Source organism: Prosthecobacter sp. (assembly GCF_044373815.1).
Taxonomy (GTDB): Bacteria; Verrucomicrobiota; Verrucomicrobiia; order Verrucomicrobiales; family Verrucomicrobiaceae; genus Prosthecobacter.
The window spans coordinates 1-5,370 of record NZ_JBIPNG010000454.1; the positions used below are offsets into that span (position 1 = coordinate 1).

At 57.5% G+C, this 5,370-nt stretch carries 7 protein-coding genes; all 7 read left to right on the forward strand.

The window, feature by feature from the left end; all coding sequences use genetic code 11:
• The first annotated feature begins 240 nt into the window (after positions 1–240).
• Complete coding sequence (locus ACIREA_RS25800; protein WP_397385197.1) at positions 241–765, forward strand: hypothetical protein; 525 nt, start codon at positions 241–243, stop codon at positions 763–765.
• A complete protein-coding gene (locus ACIREA_RS25805) occupies positions 762–1,574 on the forward strand; it encodes a RecB family exonuclease (protein WP_397385198.1) in 813 nt (270 codons plus the stop codon). The genes ACIREA_RS25800 and ACIREA_RS25805 overlap by 4 nt, the downstream gene beginning before the upstream one ends.
• Positions 1,575–1,636: 62 nt before the next feature.
• Positions 1,637–2,011, forward strand: coding sequence for a hypothetical protein (locus tag ACIREA_RS25810; RefSeq protein WP_397385199.1), 375 nt, complete (start codon positions 1,637–1,639; stop codon positions 2,009–2,011).
• Positions 1,950–2,396 carry a hypothetical protein gene (locus tag ACIREA_RS25815; protein WP_397385200.1) on the forward strand — a complete coding sequence of 149 codons (447 nt, stop codon included), beginning with the start codon at positions 1,950–1,952 and terminating at the stop codon, positions 2,394–2,396. The genes ACIREA_RS25810 and ACIREA_RS25815 overlap by 62 nt, the downstream gene beginning before the upstream one ends.
• Positions 2,397–2,486: 90 nt before the next feature.
• Positions 2,487–3,557: a WGR domain-containing protein gene (locus ACIREA_RS25820; RefSeq protein WP_397385201.1), complete on the forward strand. Its 1,071-nt coding sequence runs from the start codon at positions 2,487–2,489 to the stop codon at positions 3,555–3,557.
• 81 nt (positions 3,558–3,638) lie between these two features.
• Positions 3,639–3,836: a hypothetical protein gene (locus tag ACIREA_RS25825; RefSeq protein WP_397385202.1), complete on the forward strand. Its 198-nt coding sequence runs from the start codon at positions 3,639–3,641 to the stop codon at positions 3,834–3,836.
• Entirely contained in the window at positions 3,833–5,266 is a 1,434-nt protein-coding gene (locus ACIREA_RS25830; RefSeq protein ID WP_397385203.1) for a DNA polymerase III subunit beta, read from the forward strand. Before ACIREA_RS25825 ends, ACIREA_RS25830 begins: the two co-directional genes overlap by 4 nt.
• Positions 5,267–5,370 lie beyond the last annotated feature (104 nt).

Consider the following 5,370-nt stretch of genomic DNA (forward strand, 5'->3'; position numbering starts at 1 on the left):
TCACCTCATCCCTGCAACACACGCAGGGATGGAGCATCGCTGCCACGCAGATGAGCGTCCCGGCTCAGGGCCGCATTCAGGAGGCTGGCAACACCTGCTAGCCGCACCACGTCGTCACAGCATCCCACTTCACCCACCCGGTTCTCTCGAAAGAGGGGGCCGGGTGTTTTGTTGTCGGGCCATGTGGCGGCTTTTCATCCACCCAAGCAATACCCACCCCACATCAGGAGACACACCACCATGGCCATCAAACTCAGCGCCAATTACAGCAAAAAACTCGGGCTGCCCCAGTACAGCAGCCACAGCTTCAGCGCCTCCGTTGAAGTCGAACTCAGTGACATCACCCAGGTCGAAACCGAAGTGCAGAAGCTTTACCAGCTCTTGCAGCAGTCCGTCGATCAGGAAATTCAGCACCCCGGTTACGTCCCGGCGGCCAATGCCAACGGCAACGGGCATGCTGCGTCACAGACCAATGGACGCACCTACCCGGTTAACGGCAACAATCGTCCTGCTACACCGCCCGTCACGGATCGCTGGAACTGCACGGACGGTCAGCGCGGGTTTATCCTGCGCATCGTCAATGAGAACGCCAGCATCACCAAACAGGTGGCGGAGGATCTGTCCCAGCAGCTCTTCGGTATCGGCGTCAAACAACTCAACAAGATGCAGGCATCTCAGTTGATTGAGGACCTGCTCGTCAAAGCCGGCAAACCCGCGCCACGCCAGACGCGCTGGCAGCAACAGCCCACCGCCCAAGCCGCATGAAAACGCCCGCTGCCTCACCTCCAGAGCGCAGCGAGCAGGACATCATCACAGCATTGCAGGCAACCGTATCAGCTTCACGGCTGTCGCTGTTCCTGCAATGCCGGTTGAAGTTCTATTTCCGCTACGTGCTCAAGCTCAAGAAACCCAAGACAGCCTCTCTCCACCTCGGCAATGCGGTTCACGCTGTGTTGAAGGCCTGGAACAAGGCGCGCTGGGTGCAGCAGCCGCTTTCGCTCAAGGTGGTCCATGAGACCTACCAAACAGCCTGGGCGGACGACACCGAAGGATCGGTGGAATGGGAGCCCGGGGAGGAAGAGGCCGATAAAACCACAGGCTGGCGTCTGCTCGACACCTACCTGCGCGAAAGCCATCTTCCCGCTGAGGTCAAACCCGACGCCGTGGAAGTTCCGGTGGAGGCAGACCTGCAACAGCACGGGCTGCCGCTTCTCATCGGCATTCTCGATCTGGTCCAGCAACGCCAGATCATCGACTACAAGACCAGCGCCACGACTCCCAATACGGACAAGGTCGCACATACCACTGAGATCCAGACCAGCAGCTACGCTATCCTATACCGGCACAACACAGGCGGGCAGGAAGCAGGCATGCAGCTGCACCACCTGGTCAAACTCAAGAACCCCAAGGTAGTCATCACCCCACTGCCATCCATGAGTCCAGCACAGCAGACCCGGCTGTTCCGACAAATGGAAGCCTACCTCCAGGGATTGCAGCGCCGCGACTTCATCCCTTCGCCTGGGATGCACTGTTCAAGCTGCGAGTACTTTAGTGAATGCCGCCGCTGGCATTAAACCCCTGCTGCAGGTCGGCGCTCACCACGAGCGCTGGCCTGCGGCCCATCCCCACACCCACCATGAAACATCTCATCCTCATCGCCAGTCTGTTGATGCTGTTCACGCCGAACACGCACGCAGGCTGGTTCTTCGCTGATCCGCCGCCAGATCTCGGACCGGAATACCGGGCCAAGATCATCAGACTGGAAGATCGCATCTCGGAACAACACGCCACCACCACGCGCTGGGAGATTGCCACCGGCACTCTCGCCGTGGGCTGCGTGCTGTTGTTTGTTATCGGAACCGCCCTCGGGGCCAAAACACGCCAACATTATGATGGAACAACCAGAATGGGACGAACAGTCCCCACCGCTACCCCGGCAGCTCCCAACGGTGCCCGCCACCACCTGGGCGAAGCAGGCCCGCCAGATCGTCATTCGACGCTGGCAGCCTGAACCGCTCAACGAACCCGTCATTGACGATGCCCTGCCGCATCTCAGCGCCATAGAGCGCTCTGCTGAGGTGATCAGCTTCGCCTGCCGTCGGTTTGAATACTGGCTCTCACCGCAGGGAACCCTGCGGGAGTGGTTCAAGTTCAACCTGCGTCTGGCCATAGGATTTGCGGTGCCCGCCTTGCTGGTGGCTCCGCTGGTCACGCTGGCATTGAACCAGTTCAACCTCTGGATCGATGTCATCAGCAAGACAACCTCCAATGTTGTCTTGGTGCCACTCTCGGTGCTGCTGGTTGTCGGACTCATTGCGGGATTGGTCTCCATCGGAAAATCGATCCTCTCAATGCGCATACGTCATCAACAACGCCAGGATCCTTACAACTACTGACCCTTAAAACACGTCCCCACACTCCAACCCCAGAGCCGGATGATCGCAGGATCGTCCGGCTCTTTTCATTTCAAGAAAGGAACTCACCTCATGGAAAGCATCACTTTGTATTTTCGCGAAGGACCATCCGACAAAGTGTACCAAGCCAGCATCTCCCCCAAGGATGATGGCTACCACGTACACTTCGCCTACGGCCGTCGCGGTTCCACACTCAATACCGGCAGCAAAACACAGACCCCGGTCGAATATCCGATTGCCAAAGACATCTACGACAGGCTTGTCCGAGAAAAGATGGCGAAGGGCTACAAGCCTGGAACCGACGCTGCTCCCACCATACCACCAGAATTGCCCAACAAGCACACTGGCATCGAGTGCCAGCTCCTCAATCCCATCAACGAGCAGCAGCTCGATCAATTTCTGCTCAATCCAGACTACTGGATGCAGGAGAAGCTCGATGGCCGTCGGCTGCTCATCAAAAAGGACGGCGATCAAATCACCGGCATCAACCGCCTGGGATTTCCCACCGCCATTCCTGAACCCATCGTCAGCAGTGCCGCGAAATACCCGCGCAGCTTCCTGCTCGATGGTGAAGCGGTCGGAGACACATTCCATGCCTTCGACCTGCTCACCATTGGACCGGAAGACATGTGTCATCTGGCATTCTCGGTGCGCTATCTGCGGATGCGCGACATGCTCAACGCCTTCGATCATCCCAATATCCGGGAGGTGCGGGTGTTCTTTCCTCCTCAAACGGCTGGCTGGTTCCAGCAGTTCAAAAGAGAGGGAAGGGAAGGCGTGGTGTTCAAACACAAGGACGCGTCGTACACTCCTAGCCGCCCCAACAGCGGCGGCAGCCAGCTCAAGTTCAAGTTCCATGAAACTGCCTCGTTCATCGTCACGAAGGTGAACGATAAGCGGAGCGTCTCATTGATCCTGTTCGAGGGCAACAAAGTGCGCCCCGCTGGCAACGTCACCATCCCACCCAACCACGATGTTCCTGTACCGGGAACCGTGGTGGAGTGCCGCTACCTGTACGCCTTCAAGGAATCCGGCTCCATCTACCAGCCGGTTTATCTCGGAGCGCGTTCGGACATCCGTGCGGCTGAATGCACCACGGCGCAGCTCAAATACAAAGCCGAGATGATGCAGGCTGCCGCCTAGCCAACCCAACCCACGCTCAAGCCCATGCGTCTTCACCGGCGCATGGGCTTATTTGCGTACAACCCCGAAAGATCATTCCTCATGAAGAACATCATCCATTTTATCAGGCTGGCAGCCTGTTCGCTGCTCGTCCTCACAGGCACTGCCTGCCCACGCTCCTCTTCGCAACCAGCCATCAAGGAACTGCGGCAGGAATTCATCATCGTCGTTCCGCAAACCAACGTCAGGCCGGAGAAACCATTGCATCCCGGTGATCAACCTCAACCACCACTCCCATGAACCCCATCACACTTCCCATCGCGGAATTAAAACCCGCTCTGGCAGGGCTGGGCAAAGTGATCAACCCACGAGCCACTCTGCCGGTCCTGCAGAATATCAAAGTCGAACGCACTGCCGATGGTTGGATTGCTCTCACGAGCACCGATCTCGACCGCTTCGTCACTTTGCGTCTCGAACAACCCGCCGAAGGCCCGCCTGATGCTGTGCTCATTCCGTATGACCAGCTCCTGCAGCTCTCAAAAAACTGCAGCAAAGACGAACGCCTTCTCATCGAAGCCACCGATCAAGGAACGGTCATACGATTCGCTCTGGCCAACAACCTCGGCGCGTCAAAGGTCAAACCGTTCCCTGTGGATCAATTTCCCCAGGTGCCACGCATCAAGACCGAGTCTGTTCCACTGCCTCCCGCCGTCCGTGAGTCGCTTCATCAGGCTCTCGACTGCGCCAGCACCGATGAAACCCGCTACATCCTCAACGGTGCCTTCATCGACGCCAGCAATCCCAAGGCGTTCAATGTGGTAGGAACGGACGGCAAGCACCTCTACAGTGCGAATTCGTTCACCCTGCCAATCAAGCTCTCGGTGCTCATCCCATCACACAAGTTCCTCGGCTGGAAGGAATTCAATCAGGATGGCGAATGGCAGATGAAAGCCGATAGCGAACACATCCAGCTCTCCAGTCGTCGTTGGAGGTTCATCACTCGTCAGATACAGGGCAAATATCCTGACTGGCGCGTGACGGTTCCCAATCCAGCCGACGACAAGACGCACATCACCCTGGACCCATCAAAGCTAGAAACGCTCATCAAGCTGATCCAGCGCATTCCTTGCCACGATCCTGACCGATACCAAACCATCGGTCTTGAATGGAGAGACGGTCAATTCCTGCTCCTTGGCAAGGACACCGACAACGAGCCTTGGCTGCGCATCCCAGTGCCCGACATCCAAGGCAATGGCCCCGAGATGACCATCTTCCTCAGCCGGCGGTTTCTTATCAAAGCCTTCGGCTACGGACTGAACACCATCAGCCTGGTCGATTCGATGCACCCCTTGAGGTTCCACGCCAAAGGGAAGCAAATGATCGTCATGCCTCTGCGCATGGATCCCGGCCAGCAACCAGCACCACAACAACCCGCTCCGGTGAGCATGCCGCTATCCCGGCCTGTTTTACCGCCTGCACCACAATCCAAACCCATGATCACGAACCCCACCTCCGAAGGACCATCACCCGCATCCAACGAACCCAAAAACGCCGTGGAAGAAGCCATCGACATGACCTTGCTCATTCGTGACAAGCTCAACGAAGGCTTCAACTTGCTGCGCGATCTGTCCGTGAAACTCAAAACCATCAACCGTGACCAGAAGGCTAGCAGTCGCGAATTCAACTCCGTGCGCTCCACTCTGCGCAGCCTGCAGGGCCTCAAACTGTAATCCAAACCAAACGCCCACTGGGGCCGGACGCGCACGCTGCGTGTCCGGCCCCTTTTCATTTCAGAAAGGAACAAAATATCATGATTGCCAATCTCGATCCCCAA

What these genes read in the sequence shown, in the direction of transcription:
- ACIREA_RS25800 (WP_397385197.1), top strand. Translation starts at nt 241, where the DNA reads ATGGCCATCAAACTCAGCGCCAATTACAGCAAAAAACTCGGGCTGCCC.
- ACIREA_RS25825 (WP_397385202.1), top strand. Translation starts at nt 3,639, where the DNA reads ATGAAGAACATCATCCATTTTATCAGGCTGGCAGCCTGTTCGCTGCTC.
- ACIREA_RS25805 (WP_397385198.1), top strand. Translation starts at nt 762, where the DNA reads ATGAAAACGCCCGCTGCCTCACCTCCAGAGCGCAGCGAGCAGGACATC.
- ACIREA_RS25810 (WP_397385199.1), top strand. Translation starts at nt 1,637, where the DNA reads ATGAAACATCTCATCCTCATCGCCAGTCTGTTGATGCTGTTCACGCCG.
- ACIREA_RS25820 (WP_397385201.1), top strand. Translation starts at nt 2,487, where the DNA reads ATGGAAAGCATCACTTTGTATTTTCGCGAAGGACCATCCGACAAAGTG.
- ACIREA_RS25830 (WP_397385203.1), top strand. Translation starts at nt 3,833, where the DNA reads ATGAACCCCATCACACTTCCCATCGCGGAATTAAAACCCGCTCTGGCA.